Below are 13,707 nucleotides of genomic sequence, written 5' to 3' on the forward strand. Positions count from 1 at the left end.
AACCCCAGCTCGGTCGCGGCCACCGTCATCAGAGTGAACAACAGAGGAATGCAGAGAAACGGCACGACATAGATCCCATTCAACACAATCGGCAGTCCATACAGCACCGCCTCATTGATGTTGAAGAGAGCTGGCAACACCGACCATTTGGCAATCTGGTGTTGAGGCCCTTTCCTGACTTTCCACAAAATGGCAATCACCAAACACATGGTGGATCCTGCTCCACCCATCAAAACAAAGTGGTTGAACAGAGGGCGCCAAGCCAGCGCATTGGTGTAGGGCGAACCCACAGGGGCAAAGATGGTTGCCCCATACGTGTCGAGAACTTTGGCCCCATGGACTCCAAAAAACCAGGCTGCCTGATTCAGCAGAGCGGCCACGCTGCTCAATACCCAGGTCGCATCTGTCTGCTGCAACTGGGCCCAAATCACCACCGGGGACAGCACATAGGGAGAGACCTCTGGGAGGGTCCCGAGCAACTCCACAATTAGGAAAAAGACAATCCCCGCCACGATCACGACTGGCGTGAACCGCACCGCATGGTGATAGATGGAATCCGCAACGTAGGGATCATCACTCACTCGCAGCCAACGCCACCGCGTGACCAGTCGTAGCAGTTCGGCTGTGGTGACTCCCACCACAATGCCGTGCAGCATGCCTCCGTGCCCCAAGCCATCTACAAAAAGCGGGCGCGCAGACGCCATCAGTATGAAATTGATCAATGCAGAGATGGCGACGATCATTGACGGAATTTCAGGCGCCTCAAACGACGGCCGCATCAACCGCTTTGCCAGGAGATTGGCAACCACCGATGCCAACACCATGCCAAAGATACCGTGTGAAGCTTTGATCACCCGCTCCAAGTGCTGCGGCCAACCATCACCCCACAGAAACGTCATCGTGTCACGGTAGACACTCCACGGAAAATGCTGCAGAAGCAGCGCCACCAAGCCCAAAAAGGTCAGGGGCATGAGCACAATGAAGGCATCCCGGACCACCGTCAACTACAAGTTTCCCCGCCCCAACACCTTCTGCAGCCAGTTAAGGCGATGCATACATTCGCATTACGAAGTAGGACAGGAATATCAGTATCCATGTCAGGGGATACACCATCCAAGCGAAATCCAGTGCGCCATTAATTTTGTATCCCGCAAACTGGTGTTTAAAGCTGGTTTCTCGTCCGGATTTGAGGACAGCCTCCACGCTGATGCGCAGCTCCTTGCCTTGTGAGTTGAGCAAATACTGGGCAAATGCTTTTTCCCCTTGTTTGGACTGGTTGACAAAGTCCTTTTGCATTTGCTTATAGAGATCAAATCCTGCGCGCACAGACAGTACAGAGAATTTGACTTTCCCCACGTACTCCACAGATGCAACGAGTCCCAGCGCTTTTTCGATCTCCATCCAGAGCGTATTGAGTTGGTCTTCGATTTCTTGCTCCAGCTTCTGATGAACATTGATCAAGTGGATTCTTTCCAGCACTTGCAATTGCGAAAGAGAGGCTTCCAGGCGAATGAATAGTTTGTGGAAGTGTGAATATTTTTTCTTCTGCGACTCCAGTCCCCGGTATCTCTTTTGCATGGAGAAGATTGCTATAGAAACCGCAATGAATTGCAAGGTGACAATCAGTACAGAGCAGAGAAGCACCGCCTGAGGGCGTGAAAAATCAACCACAAAGGGAGGCATATCTGTCAGTACCCGGATTCATTGCAAAGGGCCGCTTGCATGAGGTCGGGTTTTGTTTTTGTCATGGCGTTTTCGCTACAGATTGGCAGTGCCCAGCGCGATGGTGGACTGTGGTGGTCACTGTAGGAAGAAATCTCTATCAGATCAACGCAGTCTTTTTTATGGACTCCATCAAAAATCCTGATGCCTGGAGGGATGGTTTGCTGCAGTGCATGAAATGCGGGGTAGGTGCATCAGCGGACGTGCGGTTGGGTCAGCAGGCTTGGGGTAAGTACTTAGCCAAGGCGCAGTGATGCACTGCAACCGGCGAGGGGGTTGCACAGGGTTATCCCGGGCGGTGTTTGGGGAACGTCCCGTTACCCAAACAAAAACAGCTCCTAAATTAGGAGCTGTTCGCGCAATATCCACGGGGGCTGGCGCCCCATTTCTTCAATACTTTTCCTGAATCCTGACGGCACACCTTATCGGCGGCGGCCTGTAAGGCGTTTGGCAGCCAATAGTCCAAGCCCAGCAAGCAACATCGCATAGGTTTCAGGCTCCGGCACGGGCGTCACCGGGATGTGGCCAGCAAAGGGTTGCAGGTGAATCTCGCCACGCTGATCCAGACTATTGACCACCACCGAGCCTTCGACGTTGTTGTAGTTGGTTAGCTTGGCGTTGGTGGCCAGAATGCTGCCGCCAAACTGGCTGCTCAGGGTGATGTCGGTGGCGTTGTAGAAGTTCCAGACAAAGTTCTGGCCATAGGTCTGGGCGGAGCCGCCCAGGAAGTTGGCGGAAATATGGATGGAGGTGTTGTCGCTGTTAAAGATGACTGTGGTAGCGCCATTCAGGTTGAACGCATACTCACCTTTGCTGAACACTGCGTCGTCAATGGCGGTGAGGTCGAACACGGCTACGCCGTTGTTGGCCACCGCGTTGAACGTGGCCTTATTGCCGGAGAACACCACGCTGCTGGTGTTGACCAAGGTGCGCAGCGAACTGGACGTCTGGTTGAACAGCGTGCCGAAATTGACGGAGTTTGCGTTGGCTGCAGCGTCAGCGAGTGCTCTGGTGGCGTTGGCGCCTGTCAGGCGGCCACTGTTGAAGTTGACGCCCGATGTGCTGCCACCTACGGCTGTTGGATTGCCGCCATTGAAGTTGGTGTTGCTGGCGTTGCCTGCCACGCGCGCCGTGCCGCTATTGATATTGGCGGAGGACAGATTGCCGCCTACATAGGCGCCCAACCCATTGACATTGACGCCTGTGACGTTACCCAGGACTGTGAGTCCGGCAAAACTGGAGGCGGGGACTTGGCTGGCGTGTTGCGCGTAGTCGCCACCACTCAGGTTGCCGCCTATGAAGGTTCGCCCATCGACGTGCGAATAAGACTGCGCGTTGCCAAGTACCACCAGGTTGAACTGCTGCAAGGCTTGATCTGCCGTCAGTGCGGCGTGGGAGCTGAGTGACGCACCCAATATGGAGGCCGCCAGGGCAACGCTGAAAATCCACGGACGACGCATATGCAAGACCTTAAAACTGTAGCTAAATGTTACGGTTGAGTGTATCGGGCAATGCTCTCTTCGGTAATAGTCCGAAGTGGCTAGTGGGCTTCGGAAACGTGCGCTAGTTGGCAATAATCCGCCCCTATAAAAAAACCGGCGCCAACGCCGGTTTGGTAGGTTACTGTTGCGCTGGCGACTCCGTCCAACCACCGCCCAGCACCTTGTACAAGGTCACCAGGTTTTGCAATTGCAGCGCCTGCACCTGCACCACCGCCTGCTGCGCGGTGAACAGTGAGCGCTGCGCGTCCAGCACGTCAAACGAGTTGGCGGCGCCGTTCTTGAAGCGCAGGTCGGTCAGGCTCATGCGGGTCTGCTCCGCTTCCAATTGGGCGGCCTGGGCCTGCAACTGGTCGGCCAGAGTGGCTCGGCCGGCCAATGCATCGGCCACTTCCTTGAAGCCACTTTGGATGGCTTTTTCGTACTGGGCGATGGCAATGTCCTTGTTGACCTTGGCCGCTTCGAGGTTGGCCTTGTTGCGGCCGGCATCGAAGATGGGCATCAGCAGCTGGGGCACAAAGGTCCAGGCGCTGGTGCCGTTGCTGAACAAGGTGTCCAGGTCGTTGCTGGCCACACCGGCGCTGGCTGTGAGCGTGATCTTGGGGAAGAAGGCCGCACGTGCTGCGCCAATGTTGGCGTTGAGCGCCAGCAGGTTCTGTTCGGCCTGGCGCACATCGGGGCGGCGCACCAGCAGCTCGGAGGGCACACCGGCCGGCAGGTCGCTCAGGAAGCCCTGTTCCGACAGGCTCAGTCCGGTGGGCAGGTCTGCTGGCATGGGCTGGCCCAGCAGCAGGACCAGGGAGCTTTCGTCCTGGGCGCGCTGGCGGGTTTGCTGGGCCAGCGATACCTTGGCGGCTTCCAGCAGGCTCTGGGCGGTGCTCAGGTCCAGCTTGGAGGCGGCTTCGTTGTCGTACTTCAGTTGCATCAGGCGCAGGGAGTCTTGGCGCGTCTTCAGCGTTTCGCGGGTCACGCGCAGCAGCTCGTCATCTGCCAGCAGCGTGAGGTAGGTGTTGGCCACCGAGGCCACAAGGCTGATCTGCACCGTCTTGCGCGCTTCTTCAGTGGCCAGCAGCTGGGCCTGGGCTGCCTGGCTCAGGGCGCGTACGCGGCCAAAGAAGTCCAGCTCGTACGACGTCACGCTCAACCCTGCGGTGTAGCTGCTGACGATGGCGCCATTGGTGGCCGGGCCACGGCTGCCGGTGAGTCCGGCGTTGACCGTGGGCAACTGGTCGGCACGGGCCACTTGCAGTTTGGCGCGGGTGGCGTCGATGTTGAGGGCGGCCACGCGCAGGTCGCGGTTGTTCTCCAGCGACAGTTCAATCAGTCGCTTGAGACGCGCATCTTTGAAGAAGCTTTGCCATTCAATGTCGGCGGCGGTACGGGCATCCGCCGCGGCCGGTTGTGCGGCCTGCGGGAAGCTGGCCGCCACCGGTGCCGCGGGGCGGGTGAAGGTGGGTATGAAGCTGCAGCCAGCCAGCCACAGGGCGGCCGACAGTGTGGCCAGGCGCAGGGCAGGGCGGCTGGGGGAGAAATGCTTACTCATGGGATTCAGCTCCGATGTGGTGTCCATGTTGGATGTCAAACTGGTGTTGGCGCTCGCTGCCCTTGAAGAGGCTGCGCACCACGACAAAGAAGATCGGCACGAAGAACACCGCGAGGAAGGTGCCCGCCACCATGCCACCGATCACGCCGGTGCCGATGGCGCGCTGGCTGGCCGAGCCCGCACCGCTGGCAATGGCCAGGGGCAGCACGCCCAGCATGAAGGCCATGGAGGTCATCACGATGGGGCGGAAGCGCAGGTGGGCCGCAGCCAGCGCCGACTCGACCACGCCCTTGCCTTGGGCCTGCAGGTCCTTGGCAAACTCGATGATCAGAATCGCGTTCTTGGCCGACAAACCGATGATGGTGATCAGGCCGACCTGGAAGTACACGTCGTTGGCATAGCCGCGGAACAAGGTGGCCAGCACCACGCCCAGCACGCCCAAGGGCACCACCAAGATGACAGACAGCGGGATAGACCAGCTCTCGTACAGCGCGGCCAGGCACAGGAAGACGGCCAGGATAGCGAAGCCATACAGCACGGTGGCTTGCGAGCCGGCTTTCTTTTCCTCGCGGGATTGACCGGTCCACTCAAAGCCAAAGCCTTCGGGCAGCTTGGCAGCCAGTTGCTCCATCTCGGCCATGGCCTCGCCGGTGCTAAAGCCTGGGGCCGCTGCACCGCTGATACGCACGGCCGAGTAGCCGTTGTAGCGCACGGTTTGCATGGCGCCGGTCACCCATTGGGTGCTGGCAAATGCAGACAGGGGCACGGCCTTGCCGTTGCTGTTGATGGCGTTGAACTTCAGGATGTCATCGGGCTGCATGCGCGCCGTGTTGTCGGCTTGCACCACCACGCGTTGCAAACGGCCCGCGTTCGGGAAGTCGTTCACATAGCTCGAACCCAGCGCCGTGGAGATGGTGCTGTTGATGGAGGCGAAGCTCACGCCCAGGGCGCTGGCTTTGTCGCGGTCAATGTCGATTTGCAGCTGGGGCGCATCTTCCAGGCCGTCGGGGCGCACCTGGGTGAGCACCTTGCTCTTGGAGGCCATGCCCAGCAGCTGGTTGCGCGCACCGATGAGCGCCGTGTGGCCCTTGCCACCGCGGTCTTGCAGGCGGAAGGTGAAGCCCGTGGCGTTGCCCAGTTCAGGGATGGGGGGCGGCGCCAAGGGGAAGATGAACGCATCGCGAATGCCCATGAGGGCACCGAATGCGCGGCCGGCCAGGGCCTGCGCCGAGTGCTCGGCGCCCACACGTTCAGACCAGTCTTTCAGTGTCACAAACGCCAGTGCCGCGTTTTGTCCCTGGCCCGAGAAGCTGAAGCCCAACACGGCCACCATGCCCTCGACTTCGGGTTGCTTCAGGATGAAGCCTTCCACCTGTTCCATCACCTTCAGGGTGCGCTGCTGGGTGGCACCTGGGGGCAACTGCACGTTCACGATGATGTTGCCCTGGTCTTCACCGGGCAAGAACGAGGTGGGCAAACGCAGGTACACCACGGCCACCGCACCAATGATGGCGGCGTAGATGATCAGGTAACGGCCCGCCTTTTTGAGCAGGCGTGCCACCACGCTTTCGTAGCCCTTGGCGGTGGAGTCGAAGCGGCGGTTGAACCAGCCGAAGAAACCGGTCTTGGCATGCGCATGGCCGGCCTCCACGGGCTTGAGCAAGGTGGCGCACAGCGCGGGGGTGAGCGACAACGCCAGGAACGCCGAGAACGCGATGGAACTCACCATCACCGCCGAGAACTGGCGATAAATATTGCCCACCGAACCAGCAAAGAAGGCCAGTGGCACGAACACGGCAATCAGCACCACGGTCACGCCGACGATGGCGCCCGAGATCTGGCCCATGGCTTTCTTGGTGGCCTGCAGTGGTGGCAGGCCTTCCTCGCTCATGATGCGTTCGACGTTTTCCACCACCACAATGGCGTCGTCCACCACGATACCGATCACCAGCACCATGCCGAACATGGTCAGCACGTTGATGGACATGCCCAGCGCCAGCAGCGTGGCAAAGGTACCCAGCAGCGCCACCGGCACCACGATGGTCGGGATGATGGTGTAGCGCCAGTTTTGCAGGAACAGGAACATCACCAGGAACACCAGCACCACGGCTTCTACCAGGGTTTCGGCCACTTGCTTGATCGAGATGTTCACAAAGCGCGAGCTGTCGTAGGGAATGCTCCAGGTCATGCCCTTGGGAAAGTAGCCTTGCAGCTCTGTCATGCGGGTGCGCACGGCTTTGGCTGCCGCCATGGCATTGCCGCTGGGGGCCAGCTGAATGCCGATACCGATGGCGGGCTTGCCGTTCAGGCGGGCCGACGTTGCATAGGCTTGGGCACCGAGTTCAATGCGGGCCACGTCTTTCAGGCGCACCGCAGAGCCGTCTGCATTGCTGCGCAGGGCGATATTGCCGAACTGCGCCACGCTGGCGAGTTGGCCTTTGACCACCACCGTCGCCGCAATGCTCTGGCCGGTGATGTTGGGCAGGTCGCCGATGGCGCCGGCAGAGACCTGCGCGTTTTGCGCGCTGATGGCGCTGTTCACCTCGGCGGTGGACAGGTTGAAGGACGCCAGTTTGGCCGGGTCCAGCCAGATGCGCATGGCACGCTCGGTGCCAAACAGCTGGGCCTGGCCGATGCCGGGCAGGCGTTGCAATTCGGGCACGATGTTGCGCGAGGCGTAGTCCCCCAGTTCAATGGTGCTGGTTTCCGGGTTGTCGGAAGACAGCATGGTGAACATCAGGAAGTTGGAGCGCGATTTGTCCACGCGCACGCCCTGCTGCGTCACCGCAGCCGGCAGGCGTGGGGTGGCGCGCGAGAGGCGGTTTTGCACGTCCACCTGCGCCAGATCGGCGTTGGTGCCGGTCTCGAAGGTCAGCGTGATGCTGCCGGAACCGTCGGCTTGCGCCACGGATTCCATATAGATGAGGCCGGGGGAGCCGTTCATCTCGCGTTCGATGACGGACAGTACGCTGTCCTCCAGCGTCTGCGCGGAAGCACCAGGGTACGCCGTGTTCACCACGATGGACGGAGGGGCCACCGGCGGGTACTGCGAAATGGGGAGTTGCGTGATGGCAACGCCGCCCATCACCAGGATGAACAGCGATATCACCCACGCAAAGATGGGTCGGTCAATAAAAAACTGGGCCATGGGAAATGCCTCTAGCGATTACTTGGCGGCCGCAGACGCTGCGGCGGCGGGTGCGGAAGCTGCCGCTGCGGGAGCACCGGCGGGGGCTGCATTGGGGCTCCAGGGCACCGGTTTCACGGGGGCACCGGGCACCATCATTTTCTGGAAGCCATCCACGATGACCTGGTCGCCTTCTTTGAGGCCGTCCAGAATCACCCACTGGTTGTTCACCGCATTGCCGCCCAGCTTCACGGGGCGTGGGCCGGGCTTGCCGCCTTCGCCCACCACCAGCACGGTGTCGCCCTGGTTGGTGCGGGTTACGGCTTGTTGGGGCAGCAAGATGCCCGATGGCAACTCGGCTTGCGACAGACGCACGCGCACAAACTGTCCGGGCAACAGCAGGCCATCGGCGTTAGGTACTTCGGCGCGCAACGTGATCTGGCCGCTGGTGGCGTCCACCGTCAGGTCAGAGAACAGCAGTTTGCCGGGCTTGGCCAGCTCGCTGCCGTCTTCCAGCACGATGCGCACAGGAACCGAGCCATCGCCGGCCGCGCGCAGCTGTTTGGAGGCAATGGCTTTGCGCAAACGCAGCACGTCGGTGCTGCTCTGGGTGAAGTTCACGTACACCGATGCGGTTTGCTGGATGGTGGCCAGCGCGGTGGTATCGGCTGCGCCTACCAGTGCACCTTCGGTCACGGAGGACTGGCCGATGCGTCCGGAAATGGGGGCCGTGATGGTGGCGTAAGCCAGGTTGATACGGGCGGTTTCGGCGGCCGCCTTGGCGGTGCCGACGTCAGCCTCGGCCTGGCGCTGGGTGGTCACCAGGGTGGTGAATTCCTGCTTGCTGATGGCATTGGCTTCTGCCAGCGGCTTGTTGCGCTCCACCTGGGCGGTAGCCTGGGCCAGGGTGGCCTGGGCCTTCACCACGGTGGCTTGGGCGCTTTCCATGGCGGCGCGGTAGGGGGCAGAGTCCAGTTGGTACAGCACCTGGCCGGCCTTGACTTCACTGCCTTCGCGGAATTGGCGTTGCAGCACCACACCGCTGACACGGGCGCGCACTTGCGCCACGCGCAGGGCGCTGACGCGGCCGGGCAGCTCGGACTGCAGAGCCACGGATTGCGAGGCCACGGTGACCACGCCGACTTCGGCCGGGGGCATGCCGCCGCCAGGGCCACCGGCACCGGCGGCGCCGTCTTTGGCGCCACAGGCAACCAGGGCAACGGCCAATGGAATGGCGAGCAAGGCCACGCGGCCGGCGAGGATGGAGGGCGTATGGCCCAGGGTCTGGCGGAACAGCAACATACAGATTTCCCTTGTGACAAAGGTAGTTGGGGAGGCAATCGGGGGAGGGGCTTGCCGGCAGTTTGATCTAGGGCAAACCCTCAATAAAAACTGAACCATACTGCGGCAATGGGGTTTAGTATACATACATGCACGAATGTATGTTTGAGAAAAACTACAATTCCTACAAATTCCTATGAGGTCAAAGCATGGCCCGCAAAACCAAAGAAGACGCTCTTGCCACCCGCGAATTGATTCTGGACGCTGCTGAACGTGTGTTTCACCAGCGCGGGGTCTCACGCACCACCTTGCAAGAAATCGCCAAAGACGCGGGGCTGACCCGGGGCGCCATTTACTGGCACTTTGAAAACAAGGGCGAGTTGTTCCACGCCATGATGGAGCGCGTGACCCTGCCCATGATGGCCCGCATGACCGAAATGGGGCCGGCTGATGAAGAGCAGCCGTTGGACAAGATCCGCCGCAACACGGCCTCGGCCTTTCACCAGATTGCGCATGACGCGCAGGTGCGCCGCGTGTTCGAGATTGCCACCCAGAAGGTGGAGTACGTGGACGAGCTGCAAAGCATGCGCGAGCGCCACATTGCCGGGCGCAACGAGTGCATGGACGACATGCACCGCCTGATGCAACTGGCGCGCGACAAGGGACAGGTGCGCAGCGACATGGACCTGCGCAGCGCCACGCTGGGCCTGTTCGCGCTGATTGGCGGGCTCAAGTTCAACTGGCTGCTGTCGCCCGATGCCTTCGACCTGGAGGCCGTGGGCCAAGCCACGTTGGATGCCTACCTGCTGGGGCTGGCGCCGGCTCCCACGTCCCCCAAGACCCAATGTTGAAACTGGGTTGCTCCTGTTTTAGGAGCTACTAGCGTAGGTTCCACGGGGGCTAGCGGTCCATTTCTTTCTGAATCGGCCACAGCAAGTCTGCGTCTCGGCGCGATTATCTGTGAAACAAGTGCGGTGGTTTGTAGCGCATTCAATCTACATACAGCATGGCTTGGCGTACCTACGATGGCACCTTCTCATAAAGGAACGCCCCCATGCAATTTCCCGCTGTACAGCCATTTTTGAGGCGCCTGTCGTGGCTTCGCGCCTTGCTTCCGGGTGCCTTGGCGCTGTGTTTAGGGGCAAACGTTGCTGCCCAGTCAGGGTCACTGCAAATATTGCAGGGAAGGACCCAACAGGGAATACCAGAGACTGTCGCTGCCGCCGCGAAGGTGAGTGTCTACTATGCCAAACGCCAGCCTATCGGCAATGTGTTGACAACCAACCAGACACTTAGCGGTTTTCTGGCCCTGGAGTCGACCAACAAAGCTTACTTCGCCATGATGCAGCCGAACGGCAACCAGGTGTGCGTGATGGGGCCCAAGGGGCTCGTATGGTGCGCAGGCACCAATGACACGCGTGCGGTCAGCGGGAATCTTGCCATGCAAGACAATGGCAATCTTTGCGTCATGGCTTCCACCGCCGCGGTGTGGTGCAGCAATAGCCATGGTGCTGCTGGCGACTATTTCCTGATCCTCCGGGATTCGGGCGTTTTGGAGGCCTACCGCGGCAAGCCCGGCAATACGGCTGCGGCGGCGCTGGTATGGACTTCGCTGCTCGACCCTGTCTACTACGCAGACCGCTACCCCGACCTCAAAAAAACCTTTGGCAGTGACGCCCGCGCCTTGATGGGCCACTGGATTGATTGGGGGCGCTACGAAGACCGTTCGCCCAGAACAGGGTTCAGTGACGAAGGCCGCACCAAGGCGCAGAGTGTCAATCTGGACACCATGTTCTATGCCAACAAGTATTCAGACCTTAAACAGGCCTTTGGGTATGACGCGGGCAAGCTATACGAGCACTGGATGAACTTTGGGCGAAAGGAAGGGCGTATGCCCAACCGGGAAACCGATGAGCTGATGGCGCAGCCCCCGCGGTCTGCCCATGGCCGGAGCGTCATGCGCATCGGTGATTTACTGACTGAGGGTCAGACCATGCGGTCGGACAACGGGCGCTACCGCCTCGACTTGCAACCTGACGGACAGTTGGTGATTTATGAGGGCAATCCCAGTGATAGCAATCGGCGCTGGTATCAAAGCCATGGAAACATACCGAAGGACACGCAGTACTTCATGGCGATCCAGTCGGACGGGCATGCCTGTACTTACCGGGGGCGCCTGGCCAACAACCGCGGTGCTCTGGGGTGCTTTCCGGGGGGTGCCGGTGGACCGATGGGGGCTTATTTCGTCGCCTTGCAGGACGATGGCAATCTGGTCGTCTACAAGGGCAATGGTCCGGCAGACAACCGGGGCTGGATTTGGGACCGTATTACGACCAAACCCTCTTCGGGATTTGATTTCAGAGGGGCCGCAGAGTCGGTGGGTAAGTTTGTGACCAACGCGGTTGGTACCGCGACAGGGGTTCTTGTTTCCGGTGCCAACTCCGTGGCGGCAACCTCGGTCAGTGCGGCCAATGACTTGGCGCGCGAAGCCACCACGACGGCGAACGCTGTTGCAAATGGGACGGTGAACGCTGCCAACGTGGTGGCGAACGGTACCGTGGGTGTGGTGAACCAGGTGGCCAACGGCACGGTGGATGTGAGCAACAAGGTCGCCAACACCACGCAGGCGGTTGCTGTCAATGTAGGCAACACCGTGGTGATGGGTGGAAAGATTGTGGGCCAGGAGGTCGTCAAGAACGGCGAAATCGTGGGTTATGCGGTGGCCAAGCTCGCCACTGACGCCTGGGCCTACTTCAACAACAGTTGCGGCACGATCGGACGCAAGGTGTTCCCGATTGACGGCTACTTCAAGGGAGCGCAGCGCATCACCGGCGCCATCAACACCTACGGCACCAGCGAGATGAAGAACGCCGCCAACCAGGCCAACCAATGTTTTGAGGATGCGCAAGATGGCTTCTACTGCTCGTTTCCGAAGGAGATTGCCAAGCTCGTCAGCCAGTCAGGCCAGATTCCGGGCAACCTGGTGAACTTGGGCACCCGCGTGTTTAATGAAGCCAAGAGTGAGGAATGCCTGATTGCTGGTGCTGCGACTGTCACCTTCGGTGCCGTCGGGCTGCAAACGTGCGCGCTGGGCAAAGTGGTGGTCACCGACGCACAGAAGGCCTATGCCTGCTTCTCGGCCGCTGAGGCCAAGGGTGTCATGCAGAAGTTCTTGCAGCCCAATCAGGCCTCACACGGTTTCCCGTCCAAGGAAGCCTGTACAGGCCTGGGCGAACTGTCCTTCATGGTGGCAGAAAAAATCGTGACGGACGGCATCAGCGCCGAAGCCAAAGCCGCTACGAAAGCCGGCAAGGGCCGCACGGTTGCCGTGGTGGCTGACGAACTGCGCACCATTTACAAGATCGCCTCCGGTGCGGCCACCTACGATCAGCTGACCAACGAATTGAGCAGCATGCCTGAGTGCAGAGACTGATCCACTGGCACCCGGCCTGGCGGGTGAGCAGGGTGGCGGATGGGTTGGGGCCGACGGGCGTGGAGGGCGTGCTGCACAATAGTGCCCTGATGCAGACCGTAGACCCCGCCCCGGAGCCAGCTCCCATCCGTGTTGTGATCGTCGAGGACGACCCCGACTTTCGCGATGCCCTGAGCCGGATAGTGCAAGCCGCACCGGATATGCAACTGGTGGCAATGGCCAGTACGCAGGCGGAAGGTCTTGCTCTTTTGCAAGGCCTTCCAGCGGACGTGCTGCTGGTCGATCTGGGTTTGCCGGACGGTTCGGGCATCGACGTCATTCGGGCCGCCGCGTTGCAGTGGCCTCATTGCAGCATCATGGTGAGCACCAATTTTGGGGACGAAACCCATGTCATGCGCTCGATCGAAGCCGGCGCAGCGGGGTATCTGCTGAAGGACAGTTCGCAGGCCAAGATGATTGACGAAATCCGTAGCCTGGCCAGTGGCGGGAGCCCGATCAGCCCCATCATTGCCAGGCAGGTGTTGGCCCACTTTCGGCGAACGACTTCCCGCAAAACGGTTACCCCGGCATCGGCCGAGGACCCGTCCTCTTTGCTGTCGGCGCGCGAGAAAGAGGTGTTGAATTTCATCACCAAGGGATTCAGCATGCCTGAAATCGCCCAGTTGATGCAGTTGTCGCACTTCACCATACGCAGCTTCGTGCGGCGCATCTACAGCAAGCTCAAGGTCACGTCCAAGGCGGAAGCTATTTATGAAGCCAGGACGCTGGGTTTTTTGCCCGACTAAGCCGTGACACAGCCTGAACATGCTGGGCATTGATCCACGTTCCATCGTGCTGTTGGCCGCCGTGATGGCGTTGCTGATGTCGCTGGTGCTGTTCGTGCTGCATCGCAACTATCCACCCACTATCCGGGGGCTACGTGAATGGGCAACAGGCCCGTTTTTGAGCTTTGTCTCCACTTTGCTGTTCGGAGCCAGTGGCTTTCTTCCCGACTTCGTCTCGGGGGTGATTGGCAACCTGCTTTTGCTCAGTAGTCCAGCGCTCATGGTCATTGGCAGCCAGCGTTTCTACGGCCAGCCGCCGTCCCTGCGGTTGGTGGGTG

General features: G+C 60.3%; 9 protein-coding genes. 3 read left to right on the forward strand and 6 right to left on the reverse strand.

Annotated features, from left to right (window positions below; all coding sequences use genetic code 11):
- From J2X15_RS20555 to J2X15_RS20580, 6 genes are all read right to left on the reverse strand, one after another.
- Positions 1 to 971: PTS transporter subunit EIIC (locus J2X15_RS20555; RefSeq protein ID WP_310346725.1), on the reverse strand; the 971-nt coding region annotated here is incomplete at its 3' end.
- A 70-nt stretch (positions 972 to 1,041) separates the two neighbouring features.
- Positions 1,042 to 1,683 carry a hypothetical protein gene (locus J2X15_RS20560; RefSeq protein WP_310346726.1) on the reverse strand — a complete coding sequence of 214 codons (642 nt, stop codon included), beginning with the start codon at positions 1,681 to 1,683 and terminating at the stop codon, positions 1,042 to 1,044.
- A gap of 461 nt (positions 1,684 to 2,144) precedes the next feature.
- The gene (locus J2X15_RS20565; RefSeq protein ID WP_310346728.1) at positions 2,145 to 3,182 is read right to left on the reverse strand and encodes a choice-of-anchor A family protein; all 1,038 of its coding nucleotides are present in this window, start codon (positions 3,180 to 3,182) and stop codon (positions 2,145 to 2,147) included.
- Between the two features lie 160 nt (positions 3,183 to 3,342).
- Positions 3,343 to 4,764, reverse strand: a complete 1,422-nt coding sequence (locus J2X15_RS20570; protein WP_310346732.1) for an efflux transporter outer membrane subunit — start codon at positions 4,762 to 4,764, stop codon at positions 3,343 to 3,345.
- Positions 4,757 to 7,912, reverse strand: coding sequence for an efflux RND transporter permease subunit (locus tag J2X15_RS20575; RefSeq protein WP_310346734.1), 3,156 nt, complete (start codon positions 7,910 to 7,912; stop codon positions 4,757 to 4,759). Before J2X15_RS20575 ends, J2X15_RS20570 begins: the two co-directional genes overlap by 8 nt.
- 18 nt (positions 7,913 to 7,930) lie before the next feature.
- Positions 7,931 to 9,193 carry an efflux RND transporter periplasmic adaptor subunit gene (locus J2X15_RS20580; protein WP_310346736.1) on the reverse strand — a complete coding sequence of 421 codons (1,263 nt, stop codon included), beginning with the start codon at positions 9,191 to 9,193 and terminating at the stop codon, positions 7,931 to 7,933.
- Between the two features lie 188 nt (positions 9,194 to 9,381).
- Here J2X15_RS20580 and J2X15_RS20585 point away from each other — a divergent pair, with 188 nt between their 5' ends.
- The 3 genes from J2X15_RS20585 (at position 9,382) to J2X15_RS20595 (ending at position 13,390) form a co-directional block, all read left to right on the forward strand.
- Complete coding sequence (locus tag J2X15_RS20585) at positions 9,382 to 10,023, forward strand: TetR family transcriptional regulator (protein ID WP_310346738.1); 642 nt, start codon at positions 9,382 to 9,384, stop codon at positions 10,021 to 10,023.
- A 380-nt stretch (positions 10,024 to 10,403) separates the two neighbouring features.
- Positions 10,404 to 12,605: a hypothetical protein gene (locus J2X15_RS20590; protein WP_310346741.1), complete on the forward strand. Its 2,202-nt coding sequence runs from the start codon at positions 10,404 to 10,406 to the stop codon at positions 12,603 to 12,605.
- Positions 12,606 to 12,694: 89 nt separating this feature from the next.
- On the forward strand, positions 12,695 to 13,390 hold the full coding sequence (locus J2X15_RS20595) for a response regulator transcription factor (protein ID WP_310346860.1): 696 nt from the start codon (positions 12,695 to 12,697) through the stop codon (positions 13,388 to 13,390).
- Positions 13,391 to 13,707 lie beyond the last annotated feature (317 nt).

Source organism: Rhodoferax saidenbachensis (assembly GCF_031457975.1).
Classification (GTDB): Bacteria; Pseudomonadota; Gammaproteobacteria; order Burkholderiales; family Burkholderiaceae_C; genus Allorhodoferax; species Allorhodoferax saidenbachensis_A.

What these genes read in the sequence shown, in the direction of transcription:
- J2X15_RS20595 (WP_310346860.1), top strand. Translation starts at nt 12,695, where the DNA reads ATGCAGACCGTAGACCCCGCCCCGGAGCCAGCTCCCATCCGTGTTGTG.
- J2X15_RS20575 (WP_310346734.1), bottom strand. Translation starts at nt 7,912, where the DNA reads ATGGCCCAGTTTTTTATTGACCGACCCATCTTTGCGTGGGTGATATCG.
- J2X15_RS20585 (WP_310346738.1), top strand. Translation starts at nt 9,382, where the DNA reads ATGGCCCGCAAAACCAAAGAAGACGCTCTTGCCACCCGCGAATTGATT.
- J2X15_RS20565 (WP_310346728.1), bottom strand. Translation starts at nt 3,182, where the DNA reads ATGCGTCGTCCGTGGATTTTCAGCGTTGCCCTGGCGGCCTCCATATTG.
- J2X15_RS20560 (WP_310346726.1), bottom strand. Translation starts at nt 1,683, where the DNA reads ATGCCTCCCTTTGTGGTTGATTTTTCACGCCCTCAGGCGGTGCTTCTC.
- J2X15_RS20580 (WP_310346736.1), bottom strand. Translation starts at nt 9,193, where the DNA reads ATGTTGCTGTTCCGCCAGACCCTGGGCCATACGCCCTCCATCCTCGCC.
- J2X15_RS20570 (WP_310346732.1), bottom strand. Translation starts at nt 4,764, where the DNA reads ATGAGTAAGCATTTCTCCCCCAGCCGCCCTGCCCTGCGCCTGGCCACA.